8 protein-coding genes and 1 rRNA gene are annotated in these 16,803 nt (G+C 44.0%); 2 read left to right on the forward strand and 7 right to left on the reverse strand.

The window, feature by feature from the left end; all coding sequences use genetic code 11:
• The 4 genes from BXO88_RS16675 to BXO88_RS01450 all read right to left on the reverse strand — a co-directional run.
• Positions 1 to 95: ribosomal RNA gene (locus BXO88_RS16675) — 16S ribosomal RNA — on the reverse strand; the annotation flags it as partial.
• Positions 96 to 599: 504 nt separating this feature from the next.
• Positions 600 to 2,372 (reverse strand): methyl-accepting chemotaxis protein, encoded by a 1,773-nt coding sequence (locus BXO88_RS01440; protein WP_078036007.1) that lies wholly within the window; start codon positions 2,370 to 2,372, stop codon positions 600 to 602.
• A gap of 344 nt (positions 2,373 to 2,716) precedes the next feature.
• Positions 2,717 to 4,108, reverse strand: coding sequence for an NADPH-dependent glutamate synthase (gene gltA / locus BXO88_RS01445; RefSeq protein ID WP_078036008.1), 1,392 nt, complete (start codon positions 4,106 to 4,108; stop codon positions 2,717 to 2,719).
• 15 nt (positions 4,109 to 4,123) lie between these two features.
• Positions 4,124 to 5,005: a sulfide/dihydroorotate dehydrogenase-like FAD/NAD-binding protein gene (locus tag BXO88_RS01450; protein ID WP_078036009.1), complete on the reverse strand. Its 882-nt coding sequence runs from the start codon at positions 5,003 to 5,005 to the stop codon at positions 4,124 to 4,126.
• 353 nt (positions 5,006 to 5,358) lie between these two features.
• On the opposite strand from BXO88_RS01450, the gene mgtE reads away from it, so the two are divergent.
• A complete protein-coding gene (gene mgtE / locus BXO88_RS01455; protein WP_078036010.1) occupies positions 5,359 to 7,068 on the forward strand; it encodes a magnesium transporter in 1,710 nt (569 codons plus the stop codon).
• Between the two features lie 188 nt (positions 7,069 to 7,256).
• On the opposite strand, the gene BXO88_RS01460 is transcribed toward mgtE, so the two are convergent.
• On the reverse strand, positions 7,257 to 8,474 hold the full coding sequence (locus BXO88_RS01460) for an iron-containing alcohol dehydrogenase (protein ID WP_078036011.1): 1,218 nt from the start codon (positions 8,472 to 8,474) through the stop codon (positions 7,257 to 7,259).
• 246 nt (positions 8,475 to 8,720) lie between these two features.
• Here BXO88_RS01460 and BXO88_RS01465 point away from each other — a divergent pair, with 246 nt between their 5' ends.
• Positions 8,721 to 9,365, forward strand: a complete 645-nt coding sequence (locus BXO88_RS01465; protein WP_078036012.1) for a hypothetical protein — start codon at positions 8,721 to 8,723, stop codon at positions 9,363 to 9,365.
• A gap of 176 nt (positions 9,366 to 9,541) precedes the next feature.
• On the opposite strand, the gene BXO88_RS01470 is transcribed toward BXO88_RS01465, so the two are convergent.
• Complete coding sequence (locus tag BXO88_RS01470; RefSeq protein WP_078036013.1) at positions 9,542 to 13,243, reverse strand: UvrD-helicase domain-containing protein; 3,702 nt, start codon at positions 13,241 to 13,243, stop codon at positions 9,542 to 9,544.
• Positions 13,227 to 16,682: a PD-(D/E)XK nuclease family protein gene (locus BXO88_RS01475; protein ID WP_078036014.1), complete on the reverse strand. Its 3,456-nt coding sequence runs from the start codon at positions 16,680 to 16,682 to the stop codon at positions 13,227 to 13,229. The genes BXO88_RS01470 and BXO88_RS01475 overlap by 17 nt, the downstream gene beginning before the upstream one ends.
• Positions 16,683 to 16,803: the final 121 nt, after the last annotated feature.

Raw genomic sequence — 16,803 nt, forward strand, 5'->3', positions numbered from 1 at the left:
GAGAATCACTAGGTTTCATCTCTCGCTCGTTCGACTTGCATGTGTTAGGCACGCCGCCAGCGTTCATCCTGAGCCAGGATCGAACTCTCATCTTATATCCGTGTTTCCGAAGGAAATTCGGATGCCGCCCAGCCGGCGAGGCTGGTTTCGGCTTTAGCCGAAATCAAACGAAAATGCCTGCGCAAAGCGCATTCAAATGGCATTTTCTCTGATTTCATGTTAAGAGATTTCTCTCTTTAAGTTCATCCCGTTCAGAACTCACTAGCTTAGCTTGTTCTGTCCGTTATTCTTTACTGCGAATAAATTCGCTTGACCTCTTTGGTCGCTGAAAAATTCAAATTTCTTAGAATCTTCAGGGTCTGTGTATTAATCGATCTTTGATTTTCAAGGTTCTTTATGTGCTTTTCAGGAGAACTGTTGTTTAGCTCTCGCTGACAGCTTGTACACTATATCAATTTCGTTTTTGATTGTCAAACACTTTTTCAAAATATTTTCCATCTCTTTTTCCGACAGACAAAAAATCACTTCGGAAGCGGGATTCCGATTTCCGAAGTGATCTCAATACCATTCTCTTCGCGCTTATGATCAGAATAGCGATATCATCTCAGATTGAATTTGCCAACCTCTCCAGAAAGACTCTTAGCCATTCTTGTCATTTCTTCACTTGCAGCTGCACTCTGCTGTGCTGTAGCTGCATTGGTCTGAACTACAGATGATATCTGATCAATTCCTTCAGTAACCTGCTTGATACCGTTAGCCTGCTCAGCAGAAGCAGTTGAGATTTCCTCAACCAGACTTGTGATCTGCTTTGCTCCGTTTGAAACTGATTCAAGAGCCTGAGCTGTATCTGCGGAAATCTCTCCGCCCTTCTGAACCGCTTCAATAGTCTGTTCGATTAGAAGCGCTGTATTCTGCGCAGCTTCCTGAGACTTCTTTGCAAGGTTACCAACTTCGTCAGCAACTACAGCAAAGCCTTTTCCAGCCTGACCTGCTCGTGCAGCTTCGATGGCAGCATTGAGAGAAAGGATATTGGTCTGGAAAGCGATATCATCAATGGTCTTGATGATCTTGGAAATCTCATTGGATCTTTCAACGATCTCTTCCATAGCCCGGGACATCTCATGCATCTTTCCGTTACTTGTGACCATATCTTCTCCAACCTTGTTTGACAGTGCAAGAGCCTGCATTGACATATTGGCAGTATCATCAACCTTGGAGGATATATCGTTCATATTTGCAGAAAGCTCTTCGATAGAGGATGCCTGCTCAGTTGCACCCTGTGCCAGCGCCTGAGCTCCTGAAGAAACCTGTTCAGCTCCTCTGCTTACATTGTCAGCAGCATCATTGATTCCTCCAAGAGTAGAATTAAGATTCGTCAGAACCTGTTCCATATTACTCTTAAGCTTTGCGAACTGTCCTACATACTCTCTCTGAAGACGAACATTCAGATTACCCTTGGACACTTCGGACAATGCATCAGAAATTTCATCAATGTAACCCTGATAATTGTTCATCTGTTTTATAGTATGCTTAAAAGCCTCTGCCAGAACGCCTACCTCATTTTTAGCCTTAACATCCAGTTTTACATCAAAATCGCCTGCAGCAATACTTTCGGCTGCCGATGTGACCTTTCTGATAGGTGTTATGATCCATGTACCCAGCATAGCTGAAATAACAAAGAGAACTACAAACCAGCAAAGAATAAAGATGATCATATTTATAACGATCTTATTCATTGCCTCATGGGCTTTTGAAACATACATTTCCTCAGCTTCATCAAGATCATCTATCCATACACCTGTTCCAAGCACCCACTGATAAGGTTCATAGGCGCAGGTATAATTCTTCTTCGGAAGTGGCACAGTCTCATTAGGCTTTGCGAACTGGAGATCAGTAAATCCTCCTCCATCCTGCATTCCGTTCTTTATCATTTCCTGAATGAAATAAGTTCCATTCGGATCAACAGATTCCCATCTTGACTGACCCTCTGTATCTCTTCCCAGAAGAACCACATTGATACCCTCATAGGTATCGATCCAGAAATATCCGGCTCCGTCATCATATCTCATATCACGCACCAGATCAGCCGCCAGCTTCTTTGCCTCTTCTTCAGTATATTTACCTGCCAGCTCATCCTGATGAATCCTGTCGATTACACTTATAGCTATTTCCGTTTCCTGCTTGAGTTTCTGCATAACATCCTGTTCAAGTCTGCTTCTGTAGGCTGCGACCTGATCATAGGTATTTACAATTGTGCCATGCACAGAAAAAACAGCTATTCCTATAGCTGTTAGCAAAGCTGTAGCCAAAAGCAAAACAACGATAGTGAACTTCAGTGAATTAATACCTCGAGTAGCCGTATTCTTTTCCATCTCTTTTTCCTCTCAAAAAAACCTCTGCACGCCTTTGCAAGATTAAAGAGTCCATTGAAAAAATCACTTTTCATTAATTGATACTTTCTCCTCAATCAAAACTCCGTAGGAGATACTTCGTCATTTTTGTCCAAAAAAATAACAGATAACCCGATATATTTGTAAAATCATGAAATCCACCCAGCCATTCATATGAATACAGGCATTATCGCAAAAAAGAACTGTCGCAACTGCAACAGTTCTTTTCCACAAACATATCCATATGATTTAAATGTATGAAACCGATCCCGGATCTCTCCCGGCTATCACGTTCCAACCACATTTAGCACTTTATATCTGATAATTCAGGCTCTTCCATTAAGAAAATCATCAATTCCCTTTGCGGCAGCCTTACCTGCACCCATTGCAAGAATAACTGTAGCTGCACCTGTAACAGCATCTCCACCTGCAAATACTGCAGTCTTTGATGTCTGTCCATTCTCTTCCTTGGCAATGATACAGCCATGCTTGTTTGTATCAAGACCTTCTGTAGTCTGCTTGATAAGAGGGTTAGGGGATGTTCCGAGTGACATGATGACCATATCACAGTCAAGATCATACACATCTCCTGGAATCTCCTCAGGTCTCCTACGTCCTGAAGCATCAGGCTCACCAAGCTTCATTCTCTGAATCTTCATGCCCTTTACCCAGTCATTCTCATCAACATAGATCTCAACCGGATTCTGAAGAAGATCAAAGATAATGCCTTCTTCCTTGGCATGGTGAACTTCCTCTACTCTTGCAGGAAGCTCTTCCTCGGAACGTCTGTATACAACATGTACCTCTGCGCCAAGACGAAGGGCTGTTCTTGCAGCATCCATGGCAACATTACCGCCACCAACTACAACAACCTTCTTACCAACCTTGATAGGTGTGTCTGCATCCTCACGGAATGCCTTCATGAGATTGTTACGTGTAAGGAACTCATTTGCCGAATAAACACCGTTTGCTGACTCACCTGGAATGTTCATAAATCTGGGAAGTCCTGCTCCGGATCCTACGAATACCGCATCAAAACCTTCATCGTTAAGAAGATCATCGATTGTGAGAGAACGTCCAACGATAACATTGGTATCGATCTTAACTCCAAGCTTCTTAACATTCTCGATCTCAGGACGTACTACTCTGTCCTTAGGAAGACGGAACTCAGGGATACCGTAAACAAGAACACCGCCCGGCTGATGGAATGCCTCAAAGATGGTTACATCATATCCAAGCTTTGCAAGATCACCTGCACATGTAAGACCTGAAGGACCGGATCCGATAACAGCAACCTTCTTACCATTTGGCTCTCCTGCCTTGGCAGCAACATAATCATGCTCTCTTGCCCAGTCTGCAACATATCTCTCCAGCTTACCTATAGAAACTGCCTCGCCCTTGATGCCTCTTACGCACTTACCTTCACACTGTGTCTCCTGAGGGCAAACACGTCCGCAAACCGCAGGAAGAGCAGATGACAGTGCGATAACATCAGCAGCACCTGCGATATCCTTCTCCTTGATCTTTGTAATGAAATCAGGAATGTGAATAGAAACCGGACATCCCTTCATACAAAGCGGATTCTTACAGTTAAGACATCTTTCAGCCTCAAGAACTGCTTCCTCATCATTGTATCCAAGACAAACTTCATCAAAGTTTGTAGCTCTTACCTTCGCATCCTGCTCACGAACAGGAACTCTTGTCATAGAATTATTCATCTTGTGCCTCCCCGATCATTTATCTGCTTCGCATCCGCCGGAGTGTGTAGCACCCTCCTGAAGTGCCAGCATCGCTCTGCCTTCTTCATCCTTGTACTGTCTCTGACGCTTCATAGCGAGGTCAAAGTCTACAAGGTGTCCGTCAAACTCAGGTCCGTCAACACAGGCGAACTTAACCTGATCGCCAACAACAAGTCTGCATGCTCCGCACATACCTGTTCCGTCAATCATTATAGGGTTCATGGATACGATAGTAGGAATGCCAAGATCCTTTGTTGTGAGGCAGGCAAACTTCATCATGATAACAGGTCCGATGGCAATACACTGAGTGTACTTTTTGCCCTGCTCGTTAACAAGCTTCTTGAGTATGTCTGTAACGACGCCCTTGTCTCCATAGGAGCCATCATCAGTACATACATAAACATTGGCAGCAACCTTACGAAGATCATCCTCCATGATCAGAAGGTCTTTGCTTCTTGCTCCGAGGATTACGTCAGCCTCGATACCATGGGCATGAAGCCACTTTACCTGAGGATATACAGGTGCTGCTCCTACACCACCGGCTATAAAAATAATGGACTGCTTCTTGAGCTCATCAATCGGAGTATCTATCATCTCTGATGGCTTTCCGAGAGGTCCAACAACATCTGTAAAGCAATCTCCGGCCTTGAGTTTGCTCATCTTCTCTGTAGAAGCTCCGACTACCTGGAAAACGATAGTGATAGTTTCTTCTTCTCTATCATAGTCAGCGATGGTAAGCGGAATTCTCTCTCCAAGCTCACCGAGCTTTACAATCAAAAACTGACCGGGTTCGCATTTCTTGGCAACAAAAGGTGCTTTAACAACCATGAGCCAATCCTTATCAACTAAGTGCTCTACTTTAGTGATTTCGTACATGATCTCCTCCATGATATTCATCGAAATTTGCAAGGATCTTTAGGCGCAAAGACTCTATTCCTAAATCCGATTTGCAATCAGCTACAATTATAAACATTTTGAACTTCATGAACAATAAATTTTTAACAATCATCAGAGGATATTGCCAAATATTGTAAAAAAAATATGTATACACTGTGCAGATACCATAATTAAATTATTCAAAATTATCCCGAATTTAACAAAAAACTGTTGGCAATCCAAAATAAAGTTCCTACAATATATATGTTAAAAATAGTTGCGATTTTCATTTTTCGGCTTTACAATTATCTTTCGCGCTATGACGCCAGAATAATTTCAGCAGGAGGTACGCCATGGATGAACTGAAGAAGCAGGATGAAACTCTTGTTTTAAGTCAGGAAACAACAGAAGCGGGAAAGCCTGTTTCAACTGATGATATTAATACAACTACCGATTCAATCAGTAGCGAGGCAAAAAAGACCGATAATCTGACGAATAACGACAACTCATCTTCTGGATCACGACAGAACAAACGTCGAAATGATATTCCGGATGAAGATGATGAGGATGAAGAGCCGGAAATTCCGGAGGAATCAAGACCCAATCTTACTGATCTTTTCGAATCTATTCCGGATGAAAACAAAAAGGATAATGATGAACGAAATCTTATCCATACTGATTCAGACGATTTTGATGATTCAAAATCCTCTGACGAGGATGAAGAAGACGAGGACGAGCTCGAAGACCTCATCGACGAAGGTAATAAAAAAGACATCAGTGATTACTACGAAGACATGCAGACCGCAGACTTCGTTGAAGAGATCGATGATCTGGATGACGAGGATATCGAAAAGCTTCCTGAATTCCTCAACACAGAACAGCTGACCGAGATCATGGAGGAGGCTGACGACGAAACCCGTCAGCGTATCGGTGATCATCTTTCAGATGACACACTTCTCGAAATGTTCGAAGAGATGTCCAAGGATGATATCGTTGATATCCTTGGCGAGATGGAAATAGCCAGACGAAAGCGCCTTCTGAATCGCATGAAGTCCGGCGATCGTAAGATCATTCATACTCTCTTACAGTATCCGGATGACAGTGCCGGCGGTATCATGACTACTGAGTATATCGCTCTCCGTGAGGACAGAACCTGCGCAGAGGCACTGGATACCATACGTGATATCGGTCCAAAAACCGAAGTTATCGAGACCATCTATGTAACCGATGAGGATCGCCTGAAAAAACTGGTTGGAACAGTCGATCTTCGTGATCTTCTCAGTTCACCACGTAATACCAAGCTTTTGGACATCATGGATGACCAGGTGGTCTCAGTCGAACCCGAGGTCGATCAGGAAGAGGTTGCACAGGTCGTATCAAAGTACGACTTACAGGCCATTCCTGTAGTTTCCAGCAAGGGTTCCATACTTGGAATCATCACTGTCGATGATATCATCGATGTAATCAATGAAGAGCATGATGAGGATATCGCTCACTTGGGAGGTACATCAGCAGAGGAAGGTCTCGATACCACTCTTTGGGAATCCGCACGTTTACGTCTCCCATGGCTGCTTGTGAATCTTCTCACAGCATTCCTTGCATCTTTTACTGTAAAGATTTTTGAATCCACCATAGCTCAGGTCGTAGCATTATCCGCCACCATGACCATAGTTTCCGGTATGGGCGGCAATGCAGGTACACAGACCATGTCCATCATGGTTCGTGAGCTTTCAAACGGAGACGTGGATTTCAAGGAAAACTGGAAGTCTTTTGTCAAAGAGATATTACTCGGAGTAGTAGATGGCGCAGCCACCGGACTTGTGACCGGAATTATAGTTTCACTGGTTTATGGCAATGCTTTCCTCGGACTCATCATCTTCCTTGCCATGATAGGAAACCTCATAGTCTCCGGTATTTTCGGTTTCCTAGTGCCTTTGATCCTTGATAAGATGCATGCAGACCCCGCACTTGCTTCAAGTATATTTGTAACCACCGCAACAGACGTTTTGGGATTTTTCATTTTCCTTGGTCTTGCGGAGCTTTTCCTTCCGGTTTTGATCTGAAGCATGTAATTTTTCCATTGCCGCTTTCTATGGCCGGGATGTTAACTTAATCCGGTTTTGCATAATGCCTGCGCATTTCAACGTAAATCGTTTTATACCTAAATATCACAAAAGGGTTACCGCTTTTTCGGCGGCAACCCTTTTTTATTTTTATGTATGATAGTTCTATTTTTCAGGTCTCAATAAATTCAGAAATCAACTTCTGTATCATAGTAGCAGCACTTAAGCAGCTTTTCCATCTCCTCCTGGCTCGGCTGACGAGGATTGGAGCCTGTACATGCATCGCCGATAGCAAGCTCTGCGATCTTAGGAAGTCTCTCGAGGAATACCTCTTCAGGAACGAATCCCTGCTCTGTTGGATATGAATCCTTGCCATAGTTCTTAATGCAGTGAGGAATGTTCATATCATCATTCATCTTGCGGAGATACTTGATAAGAAGCTCAACCTTCTCGTCATCATTGGAGCCACCAAGGTGCATATAGTCTGCGATCACCCCATATCTCTTCTTTGCTGTCTCATCCTTTGCGTTGAATGCAATTACCTTTGGAAGGTACATGGCATTGGCAGCACCATGGATGATGTGTGCACCGTAATCAGCAAATGCAGCGCCTGTCTTATGAGCCATGGAATGAACGATTCCGAGAAGTGCGTTGGAGAAGGCCATACCTGCAAGGCACTGGGCATTGTGCATAGCATCACGTGCTGCCATATCCTCATTGTATGACTTAACGAGATTTTCCTGGATCATCTCGATGGCATGAATAGCAAGAGGATCTGTAAAATCACAGTTTGCTGTAGAAACATATGCTTCAACAGCATGTGTCATAGCATCCATACCAGTGTGAGCAACCAGCTTCTTAGGCATGGTCTCTGCAAGCTCAGGGTCTACGATGGCAACATCAGGTGTGATCTCAAAATCAGCGATAGGATATTTAACACCATTCTGATAGTTAGTGATGATTGAGAATGCTGTTACTTCAGTTGCTGTACCTGAAGTTGAAGATACTGCGCAGAAATGTGCCTTACGACGAAGTTCAGGAATACCGAATACCTTGCACATGTCTTCAAATGTGCAGTCAGGATACTCGTACTTGATCCACATGGCCTTTGCTGCATCGATCGGTGATCCGCCGCCGATTGCAACTATCCAGTCAGGCTTGAACTCTGCCATGGCTACTGCGCCCTTCATTACTGTCTCAACAGAAGGGTCTGACTCGATACCCTCAAAGATCTCTACCTCAAATCCTGCCTCTTTGAGATAATCCTCTGCCTTCTGAAGGAAGCCAAATTTCTTCATGGAACCGCCGCCTACACAGATCATAGCTCTCTTTCCCTTAAAATTCTTGAGCTCTGCTAATGATCCCTTGCCATGATATACATCTCTTGGTAAACAAAATCTTGCCATATCACAATCTCCTTTAGTCTTTTAGTGCCCGGTTGGCAATCTATATTCAAACCTCAACGCCAATCGTTATTTTTTTAACGTTCTTCAACATTATATCACTGCCTGTGACCGGTAACAATACAAAAGCCTGAAACTTTGATAAAATTTTAACCATTCTTTTTGTTAATGTTTCTCCTTGACAAATCTGATACAATAGTCGGTGATAAATTATGCTTTTTAATTTAATAAATATAGAAAGAGGTATATATGCTTAAAATCGAAAGAACTTCTGTTATGAATCTCGAAAATGCCATGAGGGGAGCCCGCAATCCACTTAACTCATGGGCACGTTCAGACAGTTCCTATGATGAGGACGGAAATTATATCCTTGGTCCTAATGACCTTTCACTTGCGAAGCGTCTCCGTATTGCCGGTTCTGACCACCGTAAATACGTTCGTATGATCATGGTATGCTGTGACATCACAGCTCCTATCTACTGGTGGAAGGAGTATGACACATATAAAGTAGCCACCGTTGCGAACTCGACTTCTACCATGCACAAGATCCACAGCAAACCTATCGAGTACGATGACTTTTCCCACGATCACCTTACACCGGATGCAGAAAAGATCATGAAGGATTACATCGCTGAGATCGAGAAGATCCGTCAGCGTTACATGGAAGAAGGAAAGAACAAGGAAGACTGGTATGATCTCATCCAGATGATTCCCGAGTCCTACAATCAGATGAGAACAGTAACCCTCAACTACGAGACTCTCATCAATATCTACTTTGCACGCCGTAATCATAAGCTTCAGGAGTGGCACACCTTCTGCGAGTGGATCGAATCACTTCCATATGCTAATGAGATCATCATCGCAAAGAACGACGAATCTCAGCCTGAGGCATAATTGAAAATAGCATCCTGAAGCAGCTTAATGGAAATCCGCTTAAGATGCTTTAATAAAGTAAAAAACCACGCTATCGAATCCGACCGGGACTCAATAACGTGGTTTTTCTTTTAAATTACAAGTATAACGTTAAGCGATCCGATATCTTCAGTCTAAGACAGGATAATATATCCCCATTACACCGGTATACTCTTCCCGAGAATAACCGAATATATCAACCTTTCCTTCACCCTTTTACCGGTGATGGACTCCAGCGCCTTTCCGTAAAGCTCCAGCTGCTTTTTATATCTTCCTATAAGAATATCTGCCGATTTTACACGGTCAGTCTTATAGTCAACAAGGACTATCTCATCATCCTCTATAAAAAACGCATCGATGATTCCCTGAAGCAATATATGCTCGGTAACAGTTCCTGTGCCGAACAATTCATTGTGGGGAAGATTCAGCATAAAATGCTTCTCTCTGAAAAGCATTCCGTTTTGTTGAGCTTTTCTGAAACGTTCCGCAAGATCGCTGTTCAGGAAAGCTCTGAACCGTTCCTCCTTCAAAAGCTTATACTCTGCCTCTGGAAGCTTCTCTTTAAGCTGATGCATAAATCTCTCGGGGGCATCCTCATAATCATACTTTTCAAAGGCATGGTGGTAGGCATCACCGATCACGGCGCCCTCTACGCTGTCCCTGCCTTCGGATGACTGCTGAGATGCGTAAACATTGCCGGAAAGCCCTTCCGTATCGGAATGATCTGCCGTTATCATCCAAGGTGCTGCCTCCTTAGACTGTCTCACCTCTTCAAACTTCTCGATCTCAGCTTCCTTGAGCTCGGAAACAGAATGCTTCGGATAAAGTCCTACTGCATCCTGATGAGCATATTCATATGAGAATTTATGAAGTTCTCTTCTGTACAGCTCATCATCGGTCTCAAGCTCCATGATCTGCCGTATCAGGGCCTCCTGCTGCTCCTTGAGGCTTTCATCCCTTTCATTCATGCTCCTCTTTATATCCGCGAGAGTATAGGTCTTAACAGTGATAGGATCGGCAATGTTTCTTCCCTCACTGCTGCCTTCCAGCTTCATCCTTCCTTCAGCCATAACTATCCAGTCAAGGTAATTTGAAGCATTCCTGACCGTCGTACTGCTGAGTTCTGTTTCCGCATCACTGAACTTTTCCAGAATCTTCTCCGCATCATTTACAGTGGCTGTAAGTATAAGCTTGTGAACCGCTCTTGTCATGGCTACATAAAGAACACGAAGTTCTTCTCCCAGCTGATCTGTTTCCAGCTTTTCCTTTATGGCCGCTCTCTTCAACGACGGAATCTTAACCTTATTTTCCAAGTCAATGTAGTTACAGCCTATACCATATTCGGAATCTATAAGTATCTTTGCATTGAGATCCTGCTTGTTGAACTTTCGCCCCATTCCTGACAGAAAAACTACCGGAAACTGAAGTCCCTTTGATTTATGTATGGACATGACTCTGACGAGATCATCCTGATCGGAATAGATAGAGGCTTCTCCCTGATCATCATCATATTTCTTCAGCTTCTCTATATACCTGATATAGTCAAAAAGTCCCTTGTATGAGGTCTTCTCAAAGGACAGAGCCATATCCACCAGTGCATCGAGATTAGCCTTTCTTCTGCTTCCTGACGGCATGGCTGTCACATAGTTGTAGTAGCCGGTCTCATCATATATTCTGTAAAGAAGCTCGTGTATAGATAGGTAATGGGACATCTGCCTGAATCTCTCTATATCTCTGTAAAAATCCAGAAGTTTATCCGCAAGCTCCTCACTCAGCGGCTCACTGCTTCCCGCCTTCTCTTCATCATATATACTGTATATTCCATAGGTATCCTCATCCTTTTCCTTCAGGCTTCGAGACTCCGAATCTTCGGAAACAATGATACACGGCAAATCATCCTGCCCCCCTACATTACCGTTTTGTATATCAAATACAGGGCGAAGAGTGCCTCTTGCATTGACTATCTCCGCCATCTCATCGTCTGTGAACTTATAGATATCGGAATGCATGATGGCAGCAAGCGGTATATCCTGCTGCGGGTTATCTATGACATTCAGGAGACTCAGAACAGTCTCCACCTCCACGGTGTTGAAATATCCTTCATTGCTTGTGCAGTATGCAGGTATTCCCTCTTCATTCAGCACATCAACGATGGTGTCAGCCCATGATCCCGGAGAGCGTGTCAGTATGACAATGTCTCTGTACGGGGTCTTTTCCTGTCTTTCGTGAAGCTCATGTATACGGTGGGCTATGAGACGTGCTTCCGCCTCTTCCTTTGCCAGCTCCTCACCTTCAAAAAGCTCCTTTGAAAGAGACTTGTCATTCTCCATGATGAGAAGTTCAGTCATGTATTCAGACTTCAGCGCATCATCATATTCCGCGTCGGGGAATCCATAATGAAGAGCCGCCTTCTCTGTGTAATCAATTCCACCCACAGGAGCGATCATGACACGTTTAAACACATCGTTCGCCGCACTTATGACCTCATTTCTGCTTCGAAAATTCTTACTCAGTTCTATAGTCGGATAATTCACATCATTGTATTTCCTGAGAAAAAGATCAGGTCTTGCCTGTCTAAAGCTGTAAATTGACTGCTTCACATCTCCCACCTGAAAAACATCAGGTCTTCCGAAGCGCTCGGAAGAAAGGGCGGCTATAAGCTCCTCCTGTACATAGTTTGAATCCTGATATTCGTCAACAAGTATCTCACGATACCTTTTAGCGTAGTCATCCGCGATCTGAGAAAAGCTCCTGTTTCCCTCTTCATCCACAGTATAGAGGATCTCCAGTGCCTTATGCTCCAGATCTCCAAAATCCAGCATATGACGTTTTATCTTCTCATCCTGAAATCTCCCGATGAATTCCCTTGTGAGACCCACAAGCACCTTTATACCAGCCTGTATACCGGCCTCCATCTTCTCTTCTGTTTCTTTATCCAGAATAACTATTCCTTCGGCTATGGACTTAAGATCCTTTTTAACAGCATCTCTTATATCCTTCGCCTTATCCTTAAGCTCTGCCTTTGAAGCCTTTAGTCTGCCAAAGCTACCATTAACCGACTTTACAGCGGCCGCAAAGCTCTCTATATCGGAGGCTTCAAAAATCGCATCTATAGCGTTGAGATTCGCGGTAAACTCATCTATATAGACCTCCGGTCCCTCCGGATCCTCACAGATGGATAATGCATATTCCATATTCGCCGCGTCATCCCTGACTCTCGCCTTGAGCTGATTAAGATAGAATCTTTTCCAGTTATGTTCTCCCTCGTTCTGATCTATACAATTGTCAAGATACTCCATGGGCCATGGATTGGCTTCGGCATAATCGTGAAGTCTGAGAATAAGCTCTTCGATTCCGGAGTCCCCTTTTCCTCCGGAAAAAGTATCCACAAAATTCAGAAAATCCACATCCTCCTGAACAGCATAATGCTCCTCCAGAAGATCTGAGATCACATCACTCTTCAGAAGTTTCAGCTCACCGCTGTCGCCCATTCTGAATCCCGGATCCAGATCTATAGCAGCATAGTTTTCCGTTATGAATCTCTTACAGAAGGAGTCAATGGTCGAGATATTGGCATTCTGGATATTTCCGGCCTCACGAATGAGTCCCGCATCATAAGGGTTCTCCGAAAGCTTTTTATCTATGGCTGCTTTTATTCGCTCTCTCATCTCCTGAGCCGCTGCATCCGTGAAGGTCATGATGACCATCTGTTCCAGTGACAGAGGATCATCCTTATCCATTATTCTGGATATCACATGTTCAACGAGGACCGCCGTCTTGCCGGAGCCCGCAGCAGCAGCCACCAGCAGATTTCCGTATTTATGGTCTATGACCCTTTGCTGATCATCCGTCCACTTCATCCTGAGACTCCTCCGGCATTATTTCTTTCCAAATTTCTTCGGGTTTCATCATTATCTGTTTCCTGTATCTGTATCCGTCGATACGTCTGTCAAATTTACATATACTGTGATAAGGACAGTAATCACAGGCTGTGCTGTTCTTACCGAAATCCATGGGATCCACCGAGATCCTTCCGCATTTTATTTCCCGGGCAAAACGCTGCATGAGCTTATCGACATACTTTTCAAGAGCCGAAAACTGACTTGTGGAAGCGACATATTTTTTACTGAGGTCTACGGCATCCCCCTTTATGGTAACCGGAAGAACCTCCGAATCCTTCACTATGTCTTTATCAAGCTTTTTCACTATATTAAGCTCAGAATTTACAAGTCCGTCCACCTTAAGCTCCTTTAGAAGCTCCTTTTCAGCATTCTCCGCGGTTCTTTCAGCTTTATACTCAAGTACCGGATCCTGAATCCTGTAGTACAGCATGGCTGCAGGCAGCACCTCCTTATTCTGATTTCTGTTTCTGTAATCCGTCATGGCATAGCTCATATAAGTCACAAGCTGCAACTGCAGACCGTTATAGATCTTAGTGAGATCAAATGCGGTTTTACCGGATTTGTAGTCGATTATCTTCACATATACATGGTCATCGTCTCTCGCAACATCAACTCTGTCTATCCTTCCCCTGAGTCTCAGTCCGTTTCTCACATAATCGAACTGCTTTTCCATACCATCCACATAAAACTCTCCATGCTTAAGCTGCTCTGAAAGCGCCCAGAGAGTAAGCTTTGTAATGCTTTCAGCCTTATGAATGAGATACTGGTTCCTGGCAGTATCAAAAAGCATCCCGTAATTGTAGGTCTCCGCCACATCACGGACGCTGCTTTCAGCAAGCGCATTAAGCTCATCAGAGCCAAGCTCCTCCAGTTTTTTATGCATGTTAAATGTATCCCTGAAGCTCTTCTCGATGGCCGAATGATAGAGATTTCCTATATCGAACATCTGAACCTCAAAGGTCTCTCTTTCGCTAAGCTTCAGTCCATACTGAAGGAAATGGGCATAGGCACACTGACCGAATCTTTCAAGCCTTGTGATGGAACCGCTTATCATGTCTCCATAAAGCATGTCTGCCACTTCCGGCTCAAGCTCAGCATCAACATAATGTGTAAATGCTGCGGAAATGAGATCCAGAGTCTTCTTTCTGTAATTCTCATCATCATAAAGAAGCCTAAGTAACCTAAGAAGCTTCTCATATTCCGAACCCCCAGTCACAGGCTGACCGACAGTTTCAGGGAGCTCCGAAGCGATAAAACGCACCGCTTCCTTTTGGGTAAATATCTTTGGCTTAAGCCTTCTTAATTTCTTTATCTTAAAATCCGAGAACATATCCTTGATATCCCCGATAAGTCCCGACGGCTTTACTCCCTTTCCATCCCTTCCCTTCATTGGATAACTGAGTATAAGTCTCTCAGATGGATTTAAAAGCGCTCTATATATGTAGAATCTTTGTATCAATGCTTCTTCGGTGCGGTCCGGAGCAAGCTCTGCTCCTATCTCTGAAAACAGCTTCCTGTCTCTGTCAGTGATTATCTTGTGGTCACTCTCTGCCTTGGGAACCTCCGTGGAGGTGATACCGGCAACGAAAAATACAAGAGGATTAGAGAAACGGGATCTGGTCAGATCTCCAATGACTACCTGATCCATAGTAGCCGGAATGACCCTGACAGAAGCCTCAGAAAGTCCTGCCTCAAGTATATCCCTGAAATCACTTACCGAAATAAGTGTATCCCCGAGAAGCTTTGACATCTGGTCAAGAACCGTATCAACCTCCGATATACTGTCCTTTATGAACTCCGCACGATTCTGGTCGCCATCTTCTCTAAGCCTTTCTGTAAGAGAAAGGACATATCCTTCTGCCTCGGACTCTATCATAAAGTCCTTCAGAGCCTGTACCTTACCGGAAACATCCGTATCACGACTCTTAATTTTTTTGGAAAGGGAAAGCAATGGCCGGAACAGCTTCTTACGGAGAGACTCCATCTCGCTTTCACTGCCATCTCTTTCGGTCCAGACATTGTCATACTTCGTGATTCCGCGTTTACCTGTCTTACGGAGGAAATTATCCATGATATCTACCTCATGCTCCTCTTCGGGATCCTCCTTCGGACATGATCTCAGATATCTTATGACTGAATCAAAGCTGAAATTCTGATCTATGGTCTCAAGAGCAGAGCATAGTATGCCCGCATAAGGAGAATCCATGAGACTCCCGGGGTCATCAAAAAAATAAGGGATCCCCGCCTCAGAGAACACCTTATACACTATATCTCTGTAGCTTTCGGGATTTGTAAGTATGATGCCTACGTCTTTGTATCTCATCCTTCCGCTTCGGACCAGCTCTTCTATTTCCGATGCTATGGCTTCGATCTCCTGCCTTTGATCCGCCGCCTCCCATATACTGAGGGCTGAACCAGCCTCTGTTTTCCCTGCATTGCCACCGAACCTGTAGATCCTTCTCTCTATAATGTCTAGAGCATGACCATGTGGAGTATCAAATCTGAAGGCAGGTCTGTCCGCTCCTCTCTCCTCTCCGGTCCATGCGTCGAAACGATTTACATCTATCTCGGGGATCAGCTCAACCTCAAGCTGTTTTGCCATCTTTGTGAGCTTCTTTATGGTCTGCCTCGAAAGATAGAAAAGATCCTCAGGTCCGCGCTCATCATATATGGATTCCCTTGCGTCAATGCTTACATCGCAGGTCACCAGTGTCTCTTTGGCTGTCGGAAGGATCTCCTCCATGATATCAAGCTGCACCGGTGTAAAACCGGTGAATCCGTCAAATGCAACGACAGCCCCTTTAAGAAGCTCTGATTCAGGCATGCTCCTGTAGAGCTTATCCAGTATCTCCTCCTGTGTGAGGTAGCCATGCTCTGTCATATAATCCTGAAAGCCCTCCAGGATAAGGGCAAGATCGTGAAGCTTATTCTTTGTGTATACGGATTCCGCATGCTCTGCGGCAGAATCTACCATCTCAGGAGTGATGCGGTACTGATAGAATTCCGAAATCTGGGATTTCAATTCAGTAAGGAATCCAGCTTTGTTAAGCTCCCTCTGATAAAGCTTAAGCTTGTCCTTTATCTTTTCTGTTACAGACCGAAGTATCATGACCTTTCCCATGTCATCGATCACAGCCATCTGACTGATGGGGATATCCAGTTCCTCAAATACACGGTATGCAAGTCTGTTGAAGCTTAAAACATCTATATTCAGGATCCCGTTTCCCTTATTGAAGAGATGTCCTGTTATCCTCTTCTGCATGGCAAGAGTGTCCTGTTCGGGAACTATCAGGAACCAGTTCTTCCTGAGATCCTTAGGGGCTTCTTTTAAAAAATACTGTAAAATATATTCTGTTTTTCCGGCACCGCTGGCACCGAAAACAAATTGAAGACTCATTTAATTACTCCAAAATTTATCACAAATAATAAAATCGACATAAGATCGTATCGAATCGTGCAAAGTCGGCTCTATACGGCAGTTTCTTTTGAAAACTACCATGAGTTCCACGATTCATCCA

It is taken from the genome of Oribacterium sp. C9, assembly GCF_002007235.1.
GTDB lineage: Bacteria > Bacillota > Clostridia > Lachnospirales > Lachnospiraceae > Oribacterium.

Coding starts and splice junctions, on each gene's coding strand:
- BXO88_RS01440 (WP_078036007.1), bottom strand. CDS start 2,372: ATGGAAAAGAATACGGCTACTCGAGGTATTAATTCACTGAAGTTCACT.
- gltA (WP_078036008.1), bottom strand. CDS start 4,108: ATGAATAATTCTATGACAAGAGTTCCTGTTCGTGAGCAGGATGCGAAG.
- BXO88_RS01450 (WP_078036009.1), bottom strand. CDS start 5,005: ATGTACGAAATCACTAAAGTAGAGCACTTAGTTGATAAGGATTGGCTC.
- mgtE (WP_078036010.1), top strand. CDS start 5,359: ATGGATGAACTGAAGAAGCAGGATGAAACTCTTGTTTTAAGTCAGGAA.
- BXO88_RS01460 (WP_078036011.1), bottom strand. CDS start 8,474: ATGGCAAGATTTTGTTTACCAAGAGATGTATATCATGGCAAGGGATCA.
- BXO88_RS01465 (WP_078036012.1), top strand. CDS start 8,721: ATGCTTAAAATCGAAAGAACTTCTGTTATGAATCTCGAAAATGCCATG.
- BXO88_RS01470 (WP_078036013.1), bottom strand. CDS start 13,243: ATGAAGTGGACGGATGATCAGCAAAGGGTCATAGACCATAAATACGGA.
- BXO88_RS01475 (WP_078036014.1), bottom strand. CDS start 16,682: ATGAGTCTTCAATTTGTTTTCGGTGCCAGCGGTGCCGGAAAAACAGAA.